Consider the following 20,112-nt stretch of genomic DNA (forward strand, 5'->3'; position numbering starts at 1 on the left):
TTCAGTTCCGTCGATAGAGTTCGGCGATGCCGGCCGCGCCAAGCCTTGCCAGGCAGGCGGCGGCAGTCTCGCCTTGATGTCGTTGCGCGCGCAGCGCGGCAAGGATGCCGGCGATGCCGCGCGCGGCGTCATAGCCCGGCCTGTACGCGGCAGGAAGGGCCTTTGCCGTCCCGTCCACGACAAGTCCGGCTCCGTTTTCGTCGCCGACCAGGGTCAGTGCCGCCGCGCCGGGATGCGCGCAGCCCTTGGCGCAGCCGGAAACGTGGAGCGTCAGCGAGGCGTCGATGAGGCCGGAGCTTTGTTTTGCAATGGTTTCGGCGATGGCGCGCGTGGCGATACGGCCGGAAGCGCAGGCCGGCGTGCCGGGGCAGGCAGCTATGCGGATGCGTGGGTCCGTGGGGTCGGTGACGAAGCCGAGGGTGGCGGCGGAGGTTTGCAGGGAGGAGGGTGCGGAGAGGCCGAGGAAGAGCAAGGCGCGGCCTGGGGCGAGGCGGATTTCGATGGCGCGGAGGTTCGCGGCTTGTACGGCGAGATCGATGAGGGACTGGGCGGGCATGCTGCCGAAGGGCAGGCCGATGCCGAGGGCGTGGGTGTTGCCGAGGTTAAATAGGCCAATGGGGCTTCCCGCAGGCTGGCGTTCCCGCGCCCCCCTCTCTGTCCTGCCGGACATCTCCCCCTCAAGGGGGGAGATTGCCTTGTCATCGCGGCTTTCGCCAATCTCCAACGCCGAAAGTGGAGAGCCGGCGCGGGAACTGCCAATCTCCCCCCTTGAGGGGGAGATGTCCGGCAGGACAGAGAGGGGGGTGAAGGAATGCCAACCCGCGAGCGAAGCCAGCTGCCGCTCCGACAAATCCCGCGTATGCGCCTCGCGCCCTTTTTCAGCGACCATCCTAAGAGCCGCGACGGCAATGTCGCGCGCCGCATCTTCATCGACTGTCGCGAGTGGCTTTGCACTCCGTGCGTCGCCGGCAATCGATAGGCTCCAGAGGGTAGCGCCCTTAGTCTTTACCGCCTTCAGCCTCACGTCGGCCGTCACGGCATCCATCGTCAACTGCCCGCCGCCGTCGACAACCACCGACACCTTCGGTCCCAGCCTTGCCGTCAGCCCGGCCTCTTCGATCGCCACCCTGATCCGCTCGGCCAGAGGGCGCGGATCCGCAATTTCCTGCGGATCGATTCCCGCCAGCGGCCCGATTTCGACCGGCACGCCGCTGCGCACGGCAATGCCAAGCGCATCCACCTCCGTCGCCAGCAGCCGCGCGCTGTCCGCCGTCAAACCACGGATCTGCAGGCTGCCGCGCGCGGTCACTTCCATGATGCCGTTGCCGTGGCGCAAGGCGGATTCGCCGAGTCCGATCAGCGACTTCGGAGAAATTCCTCCAGCGACCGGGTTGAGCCGGACGAGAAGCCCATCACCGGTTTGCATCGGTGCGCTCAGCGCAGGGCAGGCGCCGCGGCGCGAAAAGGCGTTCATGCCGCCACCCCGCTTGCCTGGGCCTCGGCGATCAGGGCCGCGAGATCGTCGTCGATGGAATTCCTGAGCGGATGCCAGAGGCCGCGCCGCCGCGCAGCGAGAAAGCGCTCGGCGATGGCCTTGGCGGCGGCCGGGTTCTCGCGCAGCAGGAAGGCGCGGACGTCCGTGTCGCCGACATAGGCGTCATGCACCGCCTCGATCAGCGCGCCTGATATGGCATGCGTGGTCTCGGCGAAACCGACCAGCCGATCGACGGTCTCGGCGAATTCGGAGGCGCCGCGCGGGCCATGGCGCATCTGGCCGGCGATGAAGCGCGGGTTGACGGCGCGGGCCCGCACGACGCGCGATACTGCATCGCCGACCGAGCGCGGTTTCGGCTTCTTCGGATCGGTCGTGTCGAGCACGATGACGTCGGCATTCCGGCCAAGCGTGGCAAGGGCGGCCGAAAAGCCACCGATGAAGGCGACGTCGGCCGAGCCCTCGAGGATGTCGCGGCCGGGATCGTCGCCGGTGTGGACGAGGAGATCGGCTTCCGCGATCCGTCTCTCGAAAGCGCCGGGCGCGGAGATCGCTTCGCCGTCGGCGCCGCCATAGGCGTGCGATGTCGCGTCGAGATAGGCGCGGCCGATCTCTTCGCGCGCGCCCCATTCGCCGCGCGACAGCAGGTCCTCGACGCCGGCGCCATAGGTGCCGGGCGAAGTGCCGAAAATGCGCGGGCCGATCTTGCCCTCAGCGCGTGTCGCCGCGGCGAGGGGATTTTCCGAATCGTCCTCGTCGCGGCTGGCGACCGCGTCGGCCGCGGCGTCGATCAGCGCGATCTGGGTCGGAAACATGTCGCGGAACAGGCCGGAGATACGCCAGGTGACGTCGACGCGCGGGCGGCCGAGCGCCGCCGGCGGCAGCACCTCGATGCCGGTGACGCGACCCGTGGCGGCATCCCATTGCGGCCGACAGCCCATCAGCGCCAACCCTTGCGCGATCTCCTCGCCGCCCGTGCGCAAGGAGGCCGAGCCCCAAAGATCGATGACCAGCGAGCGCGGCCAGTCGCCGTGGCTTTGCATATAACTGCGCACCACTTCTTCCGCCGCCGCCTGGCCGAGATCGTAAGCAGTCGGCGTCGGCATGGTGCGCGGATCGGCGGTGAAGAGATTGCGGCCGGTGGGCAGCACATCGGAGCGACCACGCGCCGGCGCGCCGGCGGGACCTGCCTTGATGTGGCGGCCATCGAGCGCGGCGAGCAGGGCAGACTTCTCAGCCTCGGCGCTTTGCCGGCGCAGTGGATCGACCTCGTCCTCCAGCGCGCGGCCATAGACATGCAGCCCGTCCTTGACGGCGAAATCCTTGAGGTCGCAGAGCCAGGCGTCGATGCGGCGCAGCGCTTCGTCCGGAGCGTCAGTGCCGGCAACGCCGGCTTCGGAGGCCAGGCCGGTCCTTTGCGCCGTCTCGACGATCAGCCTAGCCAGACGGTCGCGGCGGCGGCGGTCGAGGCCGTCGGCCTGGGCATATTCATCGACCAAGCGCTCCAGCTTCTGTTGGACCTCGTCGAGGCCTGCGCCGGTCAGCGGCGGCGGCAGATGGCCAAGCGTGACGGCCGAAATGCGGCGCTTGGCCTGCGCGGCCTCGCCGGGATTGGAGACGATGAAGGGATAGATGACCGGCAACGATCCAGTGACGATCTCGGGGAAGCAGGTGTCGGATAGCGCCACCGTCTTGCCTGGCAGCCATTCCAGCGTGCCATGCGCGCCGACATGGATGATGGCATGCGCGCCGAGCGATTTTTGCAGCCAGAGGCCGAAGGCGATCAACTCGTGGCGCGGGGGGAGCGTCGGGTCGTGATAGTCGGCGCGGCGGTCGGCCGAGCGGCCGCGGTCGGGGGCCAGCGCCACGGTGACGTTGCCGAAGGTGGCGGCGCGGAAGGGGAAGGTTGCCGAGTTCGGCGCTTGAACACCCCCCTCTGTCCTGCCGGACATCTCCCCCGCAAGGGGGGAGATTGGCAGTTCCGTCGAAGGCGCCGTTCCTGCAACTCCGACAATTGGCGAAAGCGGTGGCGACAGATCGATCTCCCCCCTTGCGGGGGAGATGTCCGGCAGGACAGAGGGGGGTGCCTCGCGCGAACCTATCCCTTCTGCCTTGCCCCACACGGCCTCTACTGCATCGCGCGCTTCCCTCGGCAGTTCGAACGAAAAGGCGGAGTAGTCCTCTACGGAGAGGCCAAGCCCACCAACCTCCAACACATCCAGCAATCGCCGCGGCGATTGCGGAATCCCGTCAACCGCATAGCCCTGTTCCTTCAGGTCATGCAGCATGGCGAGCACGCTTGACGGCACATCAAGCCCAACGGCATAGCCGGTCCGCCCGGGCGCGCTGGGATAATCGGGGATCAGGATGGCAAGCTTGCGTTCGGCCCGCTCGGTCCGCTGCAGGCGGATAAAGGCAGCGATCCGCCTGGCGACCTGCTCGACGCGATCGGCCTCCGGCCGGTTGGCGAAGGCGCGGAAGGCGAGCGCCGGGTCGGTTTCGACCTCGTCCTTGAACGAGATGGCGCCGGCGAGGATACGGCCGTCGAGCTCGGGCAGCACGACATGCATGGCGAGATCGGCGGGCGCCAGGCCGCGCTGGTTTTTTTCCCAGACCTCGCGTCTCGTCGTGGCGACGATGACCTGGAACACCGGCACGCCGGCGCGGTCGAACAGGGTCTCGGCGCCGGGCTCCGCGCCGGAGGCGAAGGCGGTGGCGGTGACGATGGCGGCGGGATTCAGCGAGGCGATCGCGTTTTCGACGAAGGCGAGAGACGCCGGATCCTTGAGGCTGGAAACGAAGATCGGCACCGGGGCCATGCCTTGCGAATGTAATGCCTCGGCCAATGCGTCGATCGGCGCGATGTCTGCGGCAAGCAGCATGGAACGGTAGAAGAGGATGGGGACGACTGCGAAATTGTCGACGCCGAGTTCCGTCACACCCCCCTCTGTCCTGCCGGACATCTCCCCCGCAAGGGGGGAGATTGCTCTGTGGTCGACGGTTTCGCCAACTGTAGATGTTTCAGCTAGCTCGATATTTGACGAAGCAGAGATAAAGCCGGCTTGGGTGACGGCTGATCTCCCCCCTTGCGGGGGAGATGTCCGGCAGGACAGAGGGGGGTGCGAAGGAATGCCGACCCTTGAAACGTTCGACTTCTCGACGACACCAACTCCCGGCCGATAGTACCCCGCCTTCGGCACACTGACCGCATCAACCACGGCCGCCTCAGCCCCAGCAAGCCTTGCCAGCCTTTGCACCAGCGCCGCCATATTGGCCGGCCCGCCTTCGCGGAAATAGCCGAGCAGGGCGTCGAGCTCGGCGCGCGGCAGGGTCGAGCCTTCGATCAGCCGCTGGTCCTCGTCATGGCTTTCACCGGGCAGCAGCGCCAGCTTGATGCCGCGCTCGCGCGCGACCGCGGCGAGCTGGTCGCAGCCATAGCGCCACCACTCATAGCCGCCGAGGATGCGCACCAGGACGACCTTGGCGTGGCGGGCGACGCTGTCGATCCAAAGATCCACCGACATCGGGTGGCGAAGGTCGCGCAGCGCCGCAAGCCGCATCGCGGGCAGCCGCGCGGCATCGGCCTTCCAGGCGGCGGCCAGACCGGCGAGGTCGCTGTCGGTGAAGGACAGGGCCACCACATCCGCAGGCGTCTGCCTGAGGTCGACCGGCTCGGCGAGATCGTCGAGCGAAGCGGATGTCGTGGTGAGGATATGCATCGCTTTTTGGTCTTTGCCTCAGCCGGCGAGGATACGCTCGATCGCCGGGCGGTTCAGCCCCTTGAGGCCGATGACGACGAGCCGCGAACGGCGGTCGTCCTCGGCCGTCCAGGCGCGGTCGTAATAATGATTGACGCGCGGGCCGACAGCCTGGAGCAGGAGCCGCATCGGCTTGCCACCGACCTCGACGAAGCCTTTGACGCGCAGCACGTTTTCCTGCTCGGCGGCAAGGGCGACGCGCTCGGCCAGCTCATCGGGGTTGGCGACCGAAGGGATGTCGATGACGAAGGAATCGAAATCGTCGTGCTCATGGTCGAGCTCGTCGTCGTGATGGGTCTTGCGGTTCTCGATGTCGTCCTCGACGGCGAGGCCGAGACCGAGCAGCACCGACGGGTCGACCTTGCCTTGCGCGGTCGGAACGATCTTCACGGCGCGCGCGACGTGCTTGCCGATGACGGCGTTGGCGCGCTGCGATCCGGCCGCATCCATCAGGTCGCTCTTCGACAGGATGATCAGGTCGGCGCAGGCAATCTGGTCCTCGAATACCTCTTCGACCGGATCGTCATGGTCGAGCGTCACGTCCGCGGCGCGCTGGGCCTGCAGGGCATCCATGTCGGAAGCGACGCGGCCGTCGGCCAGCGCCGGGCCATCAACAACGGCGACGACCCCGTCGACCGTGACGCGGCTCTTGACCGTCGGCCACTGGAAGGCCTGGACCAGCGGCTTCGGCAGAGCGAGGCCGGAGGTCTCGATCAGGATGTGGTCGACCTTGGGGTTGAGCGACAGGATCTGGTCGAGCGCCGGCACGAAATCGTCGGCCACGGTGCAGCAGATGCAGCCATTGGCGAGCTCGACGATGTTTTCCTCCGGGCATGTGTCGACGCCGCAGCCTTTCAGTATCTCGCCGTCGATGCCGACATCACCGAACTCGTTGACGATGATCGCCAGCCGCTTGCCCTTGGCGTTCTCGAGCAGGTTGCGGATCAGCGTCGTCTTGCCGGCGCCGAGGAAGCCGGTGACGACGGTGCAGGGAACACGAGAAACGGAAGCGTTCATGGTCAGTCCTTCAGCATGTCGAGGGGAGGAATGCGGGCAACCAGGCCGCGCTTGAGGGAATCGGGCCGGCCGCGCCAGGGGATCAGGCCGTCGGTCGAGATGGCGAAGAGCTTTGCGCCGGCGATGAGGTCGGCGCCGCTGGTCGGGGTCAGATCGCCGAAGACATAGCTCCAGCAGCCGTCGCGCAGCAGCGCGGCGCTCAGCCGGCGCTTGCAATTGCCGAGGCATTCGACGGTGCGGATGTTGATGTTTTCGCCGGAGGCAGCCCGGCGCGTGTCCTCGGCCAGCAGCGCGCCGGCACGCGGATGTGCGTCCGAGCCGGTTTCGTCGCGGCAGGAGGAGCAGACGATGACGGTCACGCCGGCCAGCGCGTCGGGCTCGGACGAAATATCCGCACTATTTGCCGGGAAACTGCCGTTACGATCCAAAACCAGGCTCCTTGCCCGGAAAACCCGCCGGGCATTCGGATACTTAAAGTCTCAGACGGCAGGTCTCCTGGCTCGCGAGTCGTCGCCTTGAAGGCCGCCTTCCCGGGAACATCCCAGTGGTTTTCGGCCGGGGCTCGTCGCTTACAGTTGCGGGGACAGCCGCGGATTTGGGCGTTGGCCCGCACCGCATTCCCTCTTGGCTCCTCCCTTTGCCGGGAGAAGACCGTCTGCGGCGGATTTAGGCTTACGGCCGGGTGCCTGTCAACGCACGGCTACGACACCGCGATGTCGGCCAGCGCCGGCCCGAGGTCGCCGGCCGGCGTCACTTCGATCGCTCCCAGGCCGAGCCAGCCCTGCATTTGCTGCAGTTCGTCGAAGAGTTGGGCCGCCGTTTCGGCGGGAGCACCGGTTTCGGCATAGGCAGCATGGACGCGCAGCACGCTGGCCGGCCGATCGGCTCGCAGATCGACACGGGCGACGATGCGGTCACCAAGCAGGAAGGGCAGCACGTAGTAGCCGTATTGGCGCTTTTCGGCCGGCGTGTAGATCTCGATACGGTAGCGGAAGCCGAAGAGTTTTTCCGTCCGGGTGCGCTCGAAGACGACGGGATCGAAGGGGGCGAGCAGGGCGCGGGCCTCTATCCGGCGTGGAAAGCGGGCGTCCTTGTGGAGATAGGCGGTCTTGTCCCAGCTCTCGACCTTCACAGGCAGCAGTTCGCCCGCTTCGACCAGTTCCTCGATGCGGTCTTTCGTATCGCCCGGCGCGAGACGAAAATAGTCGCGAAGGTCGCCATAGGTGGCGATGCCATGGGCGCGGGCCGAGATGCGCAGCAATTCGCGATGCGCGTCCTCGACCGAGGGTACCGGCAGGTCGAGCACGGCCTGCGGCAAAACGCGCTCGGGCAGGTCGTAATAGCGTTCGAAGCCGCGCCGGTAGGCAGTGGTGATGCGTCCGGCCCAGAACAGCCATTCGAAAGCGTGCTTGGCCTCGCTCCAGCCCCACCAGCCGCCATTGCCCTTGTGGCCTTCGATGTCGGACGCGGCGATCGGGCCGCGTTCGGCGACCTGCGCATAGATCTCGTCGATCATCGCCTTGCGCTCCCGGCCCCATTTCGCCAGGCCGAGATACATCTCGTCGCCCTGCTCGGCGCGCAGCATGCGCCAGCGCATCAAAGGGTAGGTTTCGACAGGCAGGAACGACGCCTCATGCGCCCAATACTCAAAGACCGCGCGCTTGCGGGTGACCGCGGCGTTGTCGAGCAGCGCAAGCGGGTAGGGGCCGAGGCGAGAATAGAGCGGCATATAATGAGCGCGCACCACAGCGCTGACGGAATCGATCTGCAACAGGCCGGTTCGTGAAAGCACGCGCGCAAGGTGGCGGCGATCCGGAACGCCGCCGGGCCTAGGGTCGTTGAACCCCTGTGCTCCGAGCGCAATGCGCCTCGCCATGGCCAGCGAAATCTTGTCCTTCATCGAGGCGCCTTGCCCTGATCATTTGCCGGATTTTTAGCCGGTGATTCCGGCCATGCTAGCAGGCAAATGGCGGGAGATATGTCAGGAGAGAAAAGTGGAGTAAAAAGCGAAGGAAATCAAACAGGAGCGGATCGGACCAGTTTCTTCCGATAAGGCGTCCAGGGCCGCGAATTGAACAAGGTTTGACTTGCGTCACCGAAACCGCTGCGCTAACCCTCGCCGCGTTGCAGCATGGGCCTCTTAAAACGGTTCAGCGGTTAAACTGTCACGCTTCCGCATTAGAGTTCGTTGCTGTAATCAAAGTGAACTGCCCGCCTAAGGAAAGCCGCCGCATGAGCGCACTCCTGAGTTCATATCTGCCGATCGTCCTGTTCATCGCCGTGGCGCTGGTCGTCGGCCTTGCGCTGCTCATAGCGCCGTTCCTGGTGGCCTACCGCAATCCCGACCCGGAGAAGCTTTCCGCCTATGAATGCGGCTTCAACTCGTTTGACGACGCCCGTATGAAATTCGACATCCGCTTCTACCTGGTGTCGATTCTGTTCATCATCTTCGATCTCGAGGTCGCCTTCCTGTTCCCGTGGGCGGTCTCCTTCTCCAAGGTCGGCATGCTCGGCTTCTGGTCGATGATGGTGTTCCTGGCGGTGCTGACCATCGGCTTTGCCTATGAATGGAAAAAAGGAGCGCTGGAATGGGATTGAACGACAGTTCAGGCACCCTCGTCGCGCCGAAGCCCAAGGGCATCATCGACCCCAACACCGGCAGGCCGGTGGGGGAGGACGATCCCTTCTTCCTCGAAATCAACAATGAACTGGCCGACAAGGGTTTCCTTGTCACCTCGACCGAAGCGCTGATCACCTGGGCGCGCAGCGGCTCGCTGATGTTCATGACCTTCGGCCTCGCCTGCTGCGCGGTCGAGATGATACACACCTCGATGCCGCGCTATGACTCGGAGCGCTTCGGCGTCGCGCCGCGCGCGTCGCCGCGCCAGTCCGACATCATGATCGTCGCCGGCACGCTGACCAACAAGATGGCCCCGGCGCTGCGCAAGGTCTACGACCAGATGCCGGAGCCGCGCTACGTCATCTCGATGGGCTCCTGCGCCAATGGCGGCGGCTATTATCACTATTCCTATTCGGTGGTGCGCGGCTGCGACCGCGTCGTGCCGGTCGACATCTATGTGCCCGGCTGCCCGCCGAGCGCGGAAGCGCTGCTCTACGGCATTCTCCTTCTGCAGAAGAAGATCCGCCGCACCGGCACGATCGAACGGTGAGCCGATGACCCAGGCGTTGAACGAACTCTCCACTTATCTCGGCGAGAAGCTCTCCGGCCGCATCGGCGAAGCCGTGCTTGCCTATGGCGAACTGACGGTTTCGGTTGAACCGGGCAATCTGATCGAGGTAGCGACCTTCCTGCGCGACGATCCACGCTGCCAGTTCATCTCGATCATCGACGTCTGCGGAGCGGACTACCCGTCGCGCGCCAGGCGCTTCGACGTCGTCTATCACCTATTGTCGCCGAAGCAGAATGTGCGCATCCGGCTCAAGGTCCAGGCGGACGAGGAAACGCTGGTGCCGTCGCTGACCGGCGTCTATCCCGGTGCCGACTGGTTCGAGCGCGAGACCTACGACCTTTACGGCGTGCTGTTTTCGGGCCATCCAGACCTGCGCCGCATTCTCACCGACTATGGTTTCGAGGGCCATCCGCTGCGCAAGGATTTCCCGCTGACCGGCTTCGTCGAGGTTCGTTACGACGACGAGGCCAAGCGGGTCATCTACGAGCCGGTCGAGCTCAAGCAGGAATTCCGCAATTTTGATTTTCTTTCTCCTTGGGAAGGGACGGACTACGTCCTTCCGGGGGATGAGAAGGCGAAACAGTGAATAGGGAAGTAGTGAGTAGTCAGTAGGGAAGGAATTGGGAAAAAAGATCGAATCTTATCGCGACTTGGTGGTGTGGCAACCGGCGATGGTCCTTGCCGAGGATTGTTACCGCGTCACCAAAGGTTTTCCGAGAGACGAGATCTATGGAATGACCTCCCAGATGCGCCGCTCGGCGGTATCTATCGCCGCGAATATCGCTGAAGGGTACGGTCGTGAGAATAGAGGTTCTTTCGTTCAATTTCTGCGCATGGCACAGGGTTCGTTGAAGGAACTGGAGACGCACATATTGCTGGCGTGCCGGATCGGTATGCTGGCAAGAGATAACGAGACTGAACTGCTACTGCGGTGCGAAGAGATCGGAAAAATGACGCGATCTCTGATCAGAACCGTGCAGGCCAAGCAGGCGGAATGAAGCAGGCATTGAGATTGATGATCACTACTCACTACTCACTACTGACTCTTCGCCAGAGGCGCCACAATGGCTGAAACCTCCGTCCGCAACTTCAACATCAACTTCGGTCCGCAGCACCCTGCGGCGCATGGCGTTTTGCGGCTGGTGCTGGAACTGGACGGCGAGGTGGTCGACCGCGTCGATCCGCATATCGGGCTGCTTCACCGCGGCACCGAAAAGCTGATCGAGGCCAAGACCTATCTGCAGGCCGTGCCTTATCTCGACCGGCTCGACTATTGCGCGCCGATGAACCAGGAGCATGCCTTCGCTTTGGCCGCCGAGCGGCTGCTCGGCATCGAGGTGCCGAAGCGCGGTCAGTTGATCCGCGTGCTCTATTCCGAGATGGGCCGCATCATGTCGCACATCTTGAATGTGACGACGCAGGCGATGGACGTCGGCGCGCTGACCCCGCCGCTGTGGGGCTTCGTCGAGCGCGAAAAGCTGATGGTTTTCTACGAGCGCGCCTCGGGCTCGCGCATGCATGCGGCCTATTTCCGGCCGGGCGGCGTGCACCAGGACCTGCCGCAGAAGCTGGTCGAGGATATCGGCAAGTGGATCGATCCGTTCCTGAAGTCGATCGACGATCTCGATGCGCTTTTGACCGGCAACCGCATCTTCAAGCAGCGCAATGTCGATATCGGCATCGTCTCGCTGGCCGACGCCTGGGCCTGGGGCTTTTCGGGCGTGATGGTGCGCGGCTCGGGCGCCGCCTGGGACCTGCGCAAGTCGCAGCCCTATGAATGCTATTCCGAGATGGATTTCGACATCCCGATCGGCAAGAACGGCGATTGCTACGACCGTTACCTGGTGCGCATGGAAGAGATGCGTCAGTCGGCCAGGATCATGCGCCAGTGCGTCGATCTCCTGCTCGGCAAGGAAAGCGCCGGCCCGGTGTCGAACCTCGACGGCAAGGTGGTGCCGCCCAAGCGCCAGGCGATGAAGCGATCGATGGAAGCGCTCATCCACCACTTCAAGCTCTACACCGAGGGCTATCGCGTGCCGGCCGGCGAGGTGTATGCGGCCGTCGAGGCGCCGAAGGGCGAGTTCGGCGTCTACATGGTCTCCGACGGCACCAACAAGCCCTATCGCTGCAAGCTGCGCGCGCCCGGTTTCGCGCATCTGCAGGCCATGGACTTCCTGTGCCGCGGCCACATGCTGGCCGACGTCACCGCCGTGCTTGGCTCCCTCGACATCGTGTTTGGTGAGGTCGATCGCTAAATGTCAGTCCGCCGTCTCGCAGATGCCAGTATCCAGCCAGCCTCCTTTGCCTTCAACAAGGCGAACGCGGCGGCGGCGCAGCAGTGGATCGCCAAATACCCGAAGGGGCGCGAACAGTCGGCTATCATCCCGTTGCTGATGATCGCGCAGGAGCAGGAAGGCTGGGTCACCAAGGCGGCGATCGAGACGATCTCCGACATGCTCGGCATGCCGCGCATCCGTGGCCTCGAAGTCGCGACCTTCTACACGCAGTACCAGCTCAATCCGGTCGGCACCCGCGCCCATATCCAGGTTTGCGGCACCACGCCCTGCATGCTGCGCGGCTCGGAAGCGCTGATGGATGTGTGCCGGTCAAAAATCCATCACGACCAGTTCCACACCAACGACAAGGGCACGCTGTCGTGGGAGGAGGTCGAATGCCTGGGCGCCTGCGTCAACGCGCCGATGGTCATGATCTTCAAGGACACGTTCGAGGATCTGACGCCCGAGCGGCTGGCCGAAATCATCGATCTCTACGATGCCGGCAAGGGCGCCGAGGTCAAGCCTGGCCCGCAGAACGGCCGCCACGGCTCCGAGCCGGCCGGTGGCTTGAAGACGCTGACCAGCGAAAAGGCAATCCTGAAATCGACGCGTGACAAGGAAGCCAAGGCGGCGGCGAAAGCCGCCAAGGATGCCGCCGCGGCAGCACCGGCTGCTGCTCCTGCCGCAGCCCCGGCATCCGCTGCGCCAGCAGCTTCGGCGCCGGCCGCCTCGGGCCCGGTTGCGCCGTCAAAATCCAGCAAGCCGAAGACCCATGCGGCTGAAACCAGCCCGGCGCTCAACACGCCGTCGCCGGTCAAGGTCGCTCCGGCCACCGAGAACGGCGCCAGCGTCAGGGCGCCGCGCCATTCGGCCGCCAACGCCAACCAGGCCGATCCGGAAGTCGAAGCGGTTTCCAAGCCACGCAGCGGGCCGAAGACAAAGGCCGAACCGGCCTCCGCTTTCAAGGCGCCGGAAACCAAGCAGCCTGTCGCCAAGACAGCCAAACCTTCGCTCGACGACAAGAACCGGCCCGCCGGCATCGAGCGCCCGGCAACGGTCGACGATCTCAAGCTGATCTCCGGCGTCGGCCCGAAGATCGAAGGCACTCTGCATTCGTTGGGCATCTACACCTTCGCGCAGGTCGCCTCCTGGAAGAAGGCCGAGCGCGAATGGGTCGACGGCTATCTCAGCTTCCACGGCCGCATCGATCGCGACGACTGGGTGAAACAGGCCAAGGCGCTCGCCAAGGGCGGCGTCGCCGAATACATCCGCGTCTTCGGCAAGAAGCCGGTCTGAGGGACGAAAAATGCTTCAGGACAAAGACCGCATCTTCACCAACATCTACGGCCTCTTCGACACATCGCTGGCTGGCGCGCAGTCGCGAGGCATCTGGGACGATACGCCCGGCCTCATCGCCAAGGGGCGCGACTGGATCGTCAACGAGATGAAGGCGTCCGGCCTGCGCGGCCGTGGCGGCGCCGGCTTTCCGACCGGATTGAAATGGTCGTTCATGCCGAAGCAGAGCGACGGCCGACCGAGCTATCTCGTCATCAACGCCGACGAATCCGAGCCGGGCACCTGCAAGGACCGCGATATCCTGCGCAACGATCCGCACACGCTGGTCGAGGGCGCTCTGGTCGCCGGCTTCGCCATGGGCGCGATCGCCGCCTACATCTATGTGCGCGGCGAGTTCATCCGCGAGCGCGAGGCGCTGCAGCGCGCCATCGACGAGGCTTACGCGGCCAAGCTGATCGGCAAGAACAACACCTCCGGCTACGACTTCGACGTCTACATGCATCACGGCGCCGGCGCCTATATCTGCGGCGAGGAGACCGCACTGCTCGAAAGCCTGGAAGGCAAGAAGGGCCAACCGCGGCTGAAGCCGCCATTCCCGGCCAATGTCGGCCTCTATGGCTGCCCGACCACCGTCAACAACGTCGAGTCGATCGCGGTGGCGCCGACCATCCTGCGCCGCGGCGCCGCCTGGTTCTCGTACTTCGGCCGCCCGAACAATGCCGGCACCAAGCTGTTCTGCGTGTCGGGCCATGTCAACAATCCGTGCACTTTCGAAGAGGCGATGTCGATCCCGTTCCGCGAGCTGATCGAGGAGCATTGCGGCGGCATCCGCGGCGGCTGGGACAATCTGCTCGCGGTCATCCCGGGCGGCGCTTCGGTGCCGCTGGTGCCGGCCGAGCAGATCATGGACGCGCCGATGGATTTCGATGCGCTGCGCGACCTCAAATCCGGCCTCGGCACGGCGGCTGTCATCGTCATGGACAAGTCGACGGATATCGTGAAGGCGATCGCCAGGCTTTCCTACTTCTACAAGCATGAGAGCTGCGGCCAGTGCACGCCGTGCCGCGAAGGCACCGGCTGGATGTGGCGGGTGATGGAGCGTCTGGTGCGCGGCGAGGCGCAGAAGCGCGAGATCGACATGCTGCTCGACGTCACCAAGCAGGTCGAGGGTCACACGATCTGCGCGCTGGGCGACGCGGCGGCCTGGCCGATCCAGGGCCTGATGCGGCATTTCCGCGGCGAGGTGGAACGCCGCATCGATGAGTTTTCGCGCAACGCGCACCGGGCCGAGCCGGTGATGGTCGCGGCAGAATAAGACTTCGAAATACGGGCTTGGCCCGAAGACTGAAAAACTGGGGCGGGCACACGAAGAAACGACCAGGAGATTTCTATGGCGCCGTATTCGATACCCTACCCGTTCATGCCTGATTTGGACCAACTCGAGAAGATGAACCAGGACCTGACCAAGATGATGCCGAAGGAGATGGCCAGCGCCGTCAACCTTCTGGCGCATCCGGTCGCGGGTGCCGCGGCGATGTCGGCGCTCAGCATCGGTCTCGCGAACCATGCCGTCGGCATGTGGATGGGCGCCTTCACCGGCGCGCTGGAAGCTTCGCAGCGCATGTTCCAGCCGTTCCTCGACGATCTCGAGGCGCAGAGCGAAGCGGCCGCCAACGCGTCCAAGGCGCGCAAGGCGACCGAGACGCTGATCGCCAGGGCGCAGACCTTCGCCAGGGACGTGACCGACATCGCGGCGAACGCGACCGAGAAGGCGCTCGACGCGACCGGGGCCGATATTGTCGCCCAACCGGCCGCGACCGGGCTGATGCCCGAGGATTTCAGGCAGCCGAAGGCCGTCGACAAGCCGGCGAAGCCTTCGGACCTGAAGGCGATTTCGGGCATCGGACCGAAGCTGGAGAAGGTGCTCAACGGTCTCGGCATCTGGACCTATGGTCAGATCGCCGCCTGGACGTCGGAAGAGATCGCCTGGGTGGAAGATTATCTGTCGCTCGCCGGCCGCATCGGCCGCGACGACTGGACTGCGCAAGCGGCGGCGCTCGCGGCCAAGTGAATTGAAATACCGGGCGCGGCTCAAGCCGCGCCCGGAAAGATAGATTGCGGACATCCGCAGGGATTTGAGGCGAATGGCAAAGCTAAAGGTCGACGGGAAAGAGATCACGGTACCCGACCATTACACGCTGCTGCAGGCGGCCGAGGACGCCGGCGCTGAAGTGCCGCGCTTCTGCTTCCACGAGCGGCTGTCGATCGCCGGCAATTGCCGCATGTGCCTGATCGAGGTGAAGGGCGGTCCGCCCAAGCCGCAGGCGTCCTGCGCCATGGGCGTGCGCGACCTGCGTCCCGGCCCGAATGGCGAGCCGCCGGAAATCTTCACCAACACGCCGATGGTCAAGAAGGCCCGCGAAGGCGTGATGGAATTCCTGCTGATCAACCATCCGCTCGATTGCCCGATCTGCGACCAGGGCGGCGAGTGCGACCTGCAGGACCAGGCGATGGCGTTCGGCGTCGATTCCTCGCGCTATCACGAGAACAAGCGCGCGGTCGAAGACAAGTATATCGGCCCGCTGGTCAAGACGGTGATGAACCGCTGCATCCATTGCACGCGCTGCGTCCGCTTCACCACCGAGGTCGCAGGCATTTCCGAGCTCGGGCTGATCGGCCGCGGCGAGGATGCCGAGATCACCACCTATCTCGAACAGGCGATGACCTCCGAGCTGCAGGGCAATGTCATCGACCTTTGCCCGGTCGGCGCGCTGACCTCAAAGCCGTTCGCGTTCCAGGCGCGGCCGTGGGAACTGACCAAGACGGAATCGATCGACGTCATGGATGCAGTCGGCTCGGCGATCCGCGTCGACAGCCGCGGTCGCGAGGTGATGCGCATCCTACCGCGCGTCAACGAGGCGGTGAACGAGGAGTGGATTTCCGACAAGACCCGCTTCATCTGGGACGGTCTGCGCACGCAGCGCCTCGACCGCCCCTATGTGCGCAAGAACGGCAAGCTGGCGCCGGCAAGCTGGGCGGAAGCCTTCGCCGCCATCAAGGACGAGGTGGGCAAGGCGACGCCCGAGCGGATCGGCGCGATCGCCGGCGACCTCGCGGCGGTCGAGGAAATCTACGCGCTCAAGCTTTTGATGGCGGCGCTCGGCTCGAAGAACATCGACTGCCGCCAGGATGGCGCCGCGCTCGATCCGTCGCTCGGCCGCGCCAGCTACATCTTCAATCCGACCATCGAAGGCATCGAGCAGGCCGACGCGGTGCTGATCATCGGCGCCAATCCGCGCTTCGAAGCCTCGGTGCTCAATGCCCGCATCCGCAAGCGCTGGCGCGTCGGCAACCTGCCGGTCGGCGTGATCGGCGAGATCGGCGACACCCGCTATGACTATGAGCTGATCGGCGCCGGCCCCGAATCCCTGAAGGGCCTCGCCGACGGCAACGGCAAATTCTTCGAGGTGCTGAGCAAGGCCACGCATCCGCTGATCATCGTCGGCCAGGGCGCGCTGGCGCGCACGGACGGCGCGGCGGTGCTCGGCCAGGCGGCAAAGCTCGCGGCCGCCGTCAACGCGGTCACCGCCGACTGGAACGGTTTTGCGGTGCTGCACAACGCCGCGGCAAGAGTCGGCGGCCTCGATGTCGGCTTCGTGCCGGGCGAGGGCGGCAAGGATGTCGCCGGCATGCTGGGCGATACCGATGTGCTGTTCCTGCTCGGCGCCGACGAGATCGACATGGCCAGGACCGGCGGCGCCTTCGTCGTCTATATCGGCACGCATGGCGATGCCGGCGCGCATCGCGCCAATGTCATCCTGCCGGCCGCCGCCTATACCGAGAAGTCCGGCACCTATGTCAACACGGAAGGCCGCGTGCAGCAGACCAACCGCGCCGGCTTCGCCCCTGGCGAGGCGCGCGAGGACTGGGCGATCCTGCGGGCGCTCTCCGACGTGCTTGGCAAGAAGCTGCCCTTCGATTCGCTGGCGCAGTTGCGCGCCAAGCTCTATGGCGAATTCCCGCATCTCGCCCGCATCGACCAGGTGCAGGCGGGCAGCGGCGACGACATCGCCAAGGTGGCGAAGCTCGGCGGCCGGCTGAACAAGGGAACCTTCACCTCGCCGGTGAAGGACTTTTATCTGACCAACCCGATCGCGCGGGCGTCGGCCGTGATGGCCGAATGCTCGGCGCTGGCCAAGAGCGGCTTCAAGCAGGCGGCGGAATAAGCATGGACATCTTCCTCTCAATCTATGTGCTGCCGGCGCTGCTGATCCTTCTGAAGTCGGTCGTGCTGATCGTCGTGCTTCTGATCGGCGTCGCCTACCTGCTCTATGCCGACCGCAAGATCTGGGCGGCGGTGCAATTGCGTCGTGGGCCGAACGTCGTCGGTCCGTGGGGAACGCTGCAGGCCTTTGCCGACCTTCTGAAATTCGTCTTCAAGGAGCCGGTGATCCCGTCGGGCGCCAACAAGGGCGTGTTCCTCCTGGCGCCGCTGGTGTCGGCGGTGCTGGCGATCTCGGCCTGGGCGGTCATTCCGGTCAACGAGGGATGGGCGATCGCCAACATCAATGTCGGCATCCTCTATGTCTTCGCCATCTCCTCGCTCGAGGTCTACGGCGTGATCATGGGCGGCTGGGCCTCGAACTCCAAATACCCGTTCCTCGGCGCGCTGCGCTCGGCCGCGCAGATGGTGTCCTACGAAGTCTCGATCGGCTTCGTCATCGTCACCGTGCTGCTCTGTGTCGGCTCGCTCAACCTCTCCGACATCGTCATGTCGCAGCAGGACGGTCTCGGCACCAAGCTCGGCCTGCCCAACACCTTCCTCGACTGGCACTGGCTGTCGCTGCTGCCGATGTTCGTGGTGTTCTTCATCTCTGCGCTGGCCGAGACCAACCGCCCGCCTTTCGATCTTGTGGAGGCGGAATCGGAACTCGTCGCCGGCCATATGGTTGAATATTCGTCGACGCCGTTCCTGCTCTTCTTCCTCGGCGAGTATGTCGCCGTCGTCCTGATGTGCGCGCTGGCGACCATCCTGTTCCTCGGCGGCTGGCTGCCCCCGTTCAACTTCGCGCCCTTCACCTGGGTACCGGGCGTTATCTGGTTCGTGCTGAAGATCTGCCTGATGTTCTTCATGTTCTCGATGGTGAAGGCTTTCGTGCCGCGCTACCGCTACGACCAGCTGATGCGGCTGGGCTGGAAAGTATTCCTGCCGATCTCGCTGTTCATGGTCGTGGCCACCGCGGCCTTCCTCAAGATCACAGGGTTTGCGTGATGGGCGATATCTCCGCAGGTTTTGTGGGAGCTGTTGCTGGCTTACTTGTTGCCTTTCTCGGCAATGTTGTTGTGCTGCCTTACGTGTTGCGACAGCAGGGACAGAGGATCTCCGCAAATTATCAAGTTCCCGTATTTGGTTGGGACATACGGAAAGTGGCGTCGCTCACGCGAGTTGCGTATCGCTTTATGATGCCGAACCTGTTCGGGTTTGTTGGCGCTGTCGCCGCAATTCAATTATTTGGGGGTGCTGAATGAGTGCTCTGGCCCAGGCCGCAAAGTCGCTGCTGCTGAAGGATTTCGTCAGCGCCTTCTTCCTTTCGATGCGCCAGTTCTTCGCGCCGAAGGAAACGATCAACTATCCGCATGAGAAGGGGCCGACCAGCCCGCGCTTCCGTGGCGAGCATGCGCTGCGCCGTTACCCGAACGGCGAGGAACGCTGCATCGCCTGCAAGCTCTGCGAAGCGATCTGCCCGGCGCAGGCCATCACCATCGAAGCCGGGCCGCGCCGCAATGACGGCACGCGCCGCACCGTGCGCTACGACATCGACATGGTGAAATGCATCTATTGCGGCTTCTGCCAGGAAGCCTGCCCCGTCGACGCCATCGTCGAGGGGCCGAATTTCGAATTCGCGACCGAGACGCGCGAGGAGCTTTACTACAACAAGGAAAAGCTGCTGGCGAACGGCGATCGCTGGGAGCGGGAGCTGGCGCGCAACATCGCGCTCGACTCGCCCTATCGCTGACATTTGACGCATGGACGGGGCGAGGGGCCTCGTCTAAGGAACACGCGGCTTCGCTACCGGAGGCGGAACGAAGCCACAGACAATGGAGAGGGCGAATGTCCAATCCGACAGGAACCCGGGGGAACCCATGCTGAGTGGATTAGAGGCGGCCTTTTTCTACCTCTTCGCCTTTATCGCCGTGGCGTCGGCCTTCATGGTCATTTCGTCGCGCAACCCCGTGCATTCCGTGCTGTTCCTGATCCTCACCTTCTTCAACGCCGCCGGCCTGTTCATGCTGACCGGCGCCGAGTTCCTGGCGATGATCCTGCTCGTCGTCTATGTCGGCGCGGTGATGGTGCTGTTCCTGTTCGTCGTCATGATGCTCGACGTCGACTTCGCCGAGATGAAGCAGGGCGCGCTGCAATATGCGCCGATCGGCGCGCTGGTCGGGCTGATCCTGGCGGCGGAACTGATCATCGTGCTCGGCGGCTACACATTCGCGCCGCAGCTTGCCTCGACCGTCGCCAAGGCAACGCCGGATCTCGCCACGCGCTCCAACACGGCGGCGCTCGGCGACATCCTCTATACGGACTACCTCTATTATTTCCAGATTTCCGGCCTGGTGCTGCTGGTCGCCATGATCGGCGCCATCGTCTTGACGCTGCGCCACAAGGAAGGCGTCAAGCGGCAGTCGATCGCCGCGCAGGTCGGCCGCACGCCGGCGACGGGCATGGAAATCCGCAAGGTCAAATCGGGCGAGGGCATCTGAGATGGTCGTCGGCATTGCACATTATCTGACCGTATCGGCGATCCTGTTCACGCTCGGCGTGTTCGGCATCTTCCTGAACCGCCGCAACATCATCGTCATCCTGATGTCGATCGAGCTCATCCTGCTTGCGGTCAACATCAACTTCGTCGCTTTCTCGGCGGCGCTGCATGACCTCGTCGGACAGGTGTTCGCCCTGTTCGTGCTGACGGTCGCAGCCGCTGAAGCCGCGATCGGTCTTGCCATTCTTGTCGTCTTCTTCCGCAACCGCGGCTCGATCGCGGTCGAAGACGTGAGCGCGATGAAGGGTTGACGGGAAC

Annotated in this window: 19 protein-coding genes and 1 riboswitch; of the genes, 14 read left to right on the forward strand and 5 right to left on the reverse strand. The window is 64.6% G+C overall.

Annotated elements, in window-relative coordinates:
• Position 1: 1 nt before the first annotated feature.
• The 5 genes from cobG to FJ414_RS10695 all read right to left on the reverse strand — a co-directional run bounded on the left by cobG (position 2) and on the right by FJ414_RS10695 (position 8,167).
• Positions 2 to 1,474 (reverse strand): precorrin-3B synthase, encoded by a 1,473-nt coding sequence (gene cobG / locus FJ414_RS10675; protein WP_140644299.1) that lies wholly within the window; start codon positions 1,472 to 1,474, stop codon positions 2 to 4.
• Positions 1,471 to 5,211 carry a cobaltochelatase subunit CobN gene (locus FJ414_RS10680; RefSeq protein ID WP_140644301.1) on the reverse strand — a complete coding sequence of 1,247 codons (3,741 nt, stop codon included), beginning with the start codon at positions 5,209 to 5,211 and terminating at the stop codon, positions 1,471 to 1,473. The genes cobG and FJ414_RS10680 overlap by 4 nt, the downstream gene beginning before the upstream one ends.
• An 18-nt stretch (positions 5,212 to 5,229) precedes the next feature.
• Entirely contained in the window at positions 5,230 to 6,267 is a 1,038-nt protein-coding gene (gene cobW, locus FJ414_RS10685) for a cobalamin biosynthesis protein CobW (RefSeq protein WP_140644303.1), read from the reverse strand.
• A 2-nt stretch (positions 6,268 to 6,269) separates the two neighbouring features.
• On the reverse strand, positions 6,270 to 6,695 hold the full coding sequence (locus FJ414_RS10690) for a DUF1636 family protein (protein ID WP_140644305.1): 426 nt from the start codon (positions 6,693 to 6,695) through the stop codon (positions 6,270 to 6,272).
• Between the two features lie 39 nt (positions 6,696 to 6,734).
• A riboswitch (cobalamin riboswitch) is annotated at positions 6,735 to 6,938 on the reverse strand.
• A gap of 29 nt (positions 6,939 to 6,967) precedes the next feature.
• Positions 6,968 to 8,167 carry a winged helix-turn-helix domain-containing protein gene (locus tag FJ414_RS10695; RefSeq protein WP_140644307.1) on the reverse strand — a complete coding sequence of 400 codons (1,200 nt, stop codon included), beginning with the start codon at positions 8,165 to 8,167 and terminating at the stop codon, positions 6,968 to 6,970.
• Positions 8,168 to 8,499: 332 nt separating this feature from the next.
• Here FJ414_RS10695 and FJ414_RS10700 point away from each other — a divergent pair, with 332 nt between their 5' ends.
• The 14 genes from FJ414_RS10700 (at position 8,500) to nuoK (ending at position 20,105) form a co-directional block, all read left to right on the forward strand.
• Entirely contained in the window at positions 8,500 to 8,865 is a 366-nt protein-coding gene (locus tag FJ414_RS10700) for an NADH-quinone oxidoreductase subunit A (protein ID WP_140644309.1), read from the forward strand.
• A complete protein-coding gene (locus FJ414_RS10705; protein ID WP_015317338.1) occupies positions 8,856 to 9,437 on the forward strand; it encodes an NADH-quinone oxidoreductase subunit B in 582 nt (193 codons plus the stop codon). Before FJ414_RS10700 ends, FJ414_RS10705 begins: the two co-directional genes overlap by 10 nt.
• Positions 9,438 to 9,441: 4 nt before the next feature.
• Positions 9,442 to 10,044: an NADH-quinone oxidoreductase subunit C gene (locus tag FJ414_RS10710; protein ID WP_140644311.1), complete on the forward strand. Its 603-nt coding sequence runs from the start codon at positions 9,442 to 9,444 to the stop codon at positions 10,042 to 10,044.
• Positions 10,045 to 10,078: 34 nt separating this feature from the next.
• Positions 10,079 to 10,456: a four helix bundle protein gene (locus FJ414_RS10715; protein WP_140644313.1), complete on the forward strand. Its 378-nt coding sequence runs from the start codon at positions 10,079 to 10,081 to the stop codon at positions 10,454 to 10,456.
• Positions 10,457 to 10,522: 66 nt separating this feature from the next.
• Positions 10,523 to 11,713: an NADH-quinone oxidoreductase subunit D gene (locus tag FJ414_RS10720; protein ID WP_140644315.1), complete on the forward strand. Its 1,191-nt coding sequence runs from the start codon at positions 10,523 to 10,525 to the stop codon at positions 11,711 to 11,713.
• Positions 11,714 to 13,030, forward strand: a complete 1,317-nt coding sequence (locus tag FJ414_RS10725; RefSeq protein WP_140644317.1) for an NADH-quinone oxidoreductase subunit E — start codon at positions 11,714 to 11,716, stop codon at positions 13,028 to 13,030.
• Between the two features lie 10 nt (positions 13,031 to 13,040).
• Positions 13,041 to 14,345 (forward strand): NADH-quinone oxidoreductase subunit NuoF, encoded by a 1,305-nt coding sequence (gene nuoF, locus FJ414_RS10730; protein ID WP_140644319.1) that lies wholly within the window; start codon positions 13,041 to 13,043, stop codon positions 14,343 to 14,345.
• Between the two features lie 75 nt (positions 14,346 to 14,420).
• Positions 14,421 to 15,101, forward strand: coding sequence for an NADH-ubiquinone dehydrogenase (locus FJ414_RS10735; protein WP_140644321.1), 681 nt, complete (start codon positions 14,421 to 14,423; stop codon positions 15,099 to 15,101).
• A gap of 73 nt (positions 15,102 to 15,174) precedes the next feature.
• Positions 15,175 to 17,256 (forward strand): NADH-quinone oxidoreductase subunit NuoG, encoded by a 2,082-nt coding sequence (gene nuoG / locus FJ414_RS10740; RefSeq protein WP_140644323.1) that lies wholly within the window; start codon positions 15,175 to 15,177, stop codon positions 17,254 to 17,256.
• Between the two features lie 2 nt (positions 17,257 to 17,258).
• The gene (nuoH, locus tag FJ414_RS10745; protein WP_140644325.1) at positions 17,259 to 18,302 is read left to right on the forward strand and encodes an NADH-quinone oxidoreductase subunit NuoH; all 1,044 of its coding nucleotides are present in this window, start codon (positions 17,259 to 17,261) and stop codon (positions 18,300 to 18,302) included.
• Positions 18,302 to 18,559 carry a hypothetical protein gene (locus FJ414_RS10750; RefSeq protein ID WP_140644327.1) on the forward strand — a complete coding sequence of 86 codons (258 nt, stop codon included), beginning with the start codon at positions 18,302 to 18,304 and terminating at the stop codon, positions 18,557 to 18,559. The genes nuoH and FJ414_RS10750 overlap by 1 nt, the downstream gene beginning before the upstream one ends.
• On the forward strand, positions 18,556 to 19,047 hold the full coding sequence (gene nuoI / locus FJ414_RS10755) for an NADH-quinone oxidoreductase subunit NuoI (protein WP_042643165.1): 492 nt from the start codon (positions 18,556 to 18,558) through the stop codon (positions 19,045 to 19,047). The genes FJ414_RS10750 and nuoI overlap by 4 nt, the downstream gene beginning before the upstream one ends.
• Positions 19,048 to 19,174: 127 nt before the next feature.
• Positions 19,175 to 19,795 (forward strand): NADH-quinone oxidoreductase subunit J, encoded by a 621-nt coding sequence (locus tag FJ414_RS10760; RefSeq protein WP_041007645.1) that lies wholly within the window; start codon positions 19,175 to 19,177, stop codon positions 19,793 to 19,795.
• 1 nt (position 19,796) lies between these two features.
• On the forward strand, positions 19,797 to 20,105 hold the full coding sequence (gene nuoK, locus FJ414_RS10765) for an NADH-quinone oxidoreductase subunit NuoK (protein WP_027168992.1): 309 nt from the start codon (positions 19,797 to 19,799) through the stop codon (positions 20,103 to 20,105).
• Positions 20,106 to 20,112: the final 7 nt, after the last annotated feature.

Origin of the sequence: Mesorhizobium sp. B3-1-6 (assembly GCF_006439555.1) — a bacterium.
Taxonomy (GTDB): domain Bacteria; phylum Pseudomonadota; class Alphaproteobacteria; order Rhizobiales; family Rhizobiaceae; genus Mesorhizobium.